Source organism: Comamonas jiangduensis (genome assembly GCF_030162955.1).
GTDB classification, from domain to species: Bacteria; Pseudomonadota; Gammaproteobacteria; order Burkholderiales; family Burkholderiaceae_C; genus Comamonas; species Comamonas jiangduensis.
The window spans coordinates 1-878 of the sequence record NZ_JARXOV010000046.1; the positions used below are offsets into that span (position 1 = coordinate 1).

The 878-nt window shown below is 57.4% G+C and carries 1 protein-coding gene; it reads right to left on the bottom strand.

The genetic code is table 11. The features are described from left to right. Positions 1-7 precede the first annotated feature (7 nt). Positions 8-816 (bottom strand): IS5 family transposase gene (locus QEP12_RS16885; RefSeq protein WP_174862571.1). Its coding sequence is split into 2 segments (ribosomal slippage): positions 8-489 and positions 489-816, totalling 810 coding nucleotides; the frame shifts between segments, so codons are not numbered across the junction. Positions 817-878: the final 62 nt, after the last annotated feature.

An 878-nucleotide genomic window follows, 5' to 3' on the forward strand; every position in this document is an offset into this window, starting at 1 on the left:
AGAGCGGCTAACATAACCTATCAACGAAGCGTGCGCAGATGATTGCTGCCGCTAATTTGAGCAAGGCCAGATGTATGTCCAGCCGCCTTTCAAAGCGTATGCGCAGCTTTCCAAACCCAGCAAACCATCCATGGGTACGCTCCACCACCCACCGATGCTTGCCCAGTTTCTCGCTGCCTTCAACACCACGTCTTGCGATGCGGCTGAGGATTCCACGCTTTCTCAGGTGAGCCCTGCAGCGGGCGTAGTCGTAGCCTTTGTCTGCGTGAAGCTTGTAGGGCCGCCTGCGAGGGCGGCCTTGTAGTCCTTTGACTGCAGGTATGGCGTCTACACACGGCTCAAACATCATCGAGTCATGCCGGTTAGCGCCACTGACCAAGACTATCAACGGGATGCCCTGGGCATCTACGATGATGTGTCGCTTGGAGCCTAGCTTGCCTCTGTCCGTGGGGTTGGGCCCTGTTTCCTGGCCCCCCGGGGGCTTGGCACCGAAGAGCCATCAATGCTGGCCCGGCTCCAATCAATTTGGTCATGTTCGCGAAGGCGAACAAGCATGGCTTGGTGCAGTTGCTCCCAGACACCTGCAGCATTCCAGTCACGCAAACGCCGCCAACACGTCATGCCGCTGCCGTAGCCCAAAGCTTGAGGCAAGTCTTCCCATGCAATGCCAGTTTGGAGAACAAACAAGATGCCATTGAGGGCCGCCTCATCACTGATGGTGCGCTTGCGGCGGCCACCTTTGCGTGATGCAACGAACGGCGGGATAAGGGGTTCAAGCTGTTGCCACAGCTCTTTACTGACGGGGGCACGAGACATACGGCTGCGAAGCATAAATGCTCCGCAGCGCTTCAACGGGAAGTAGCGTTAGCGGCTCTTAT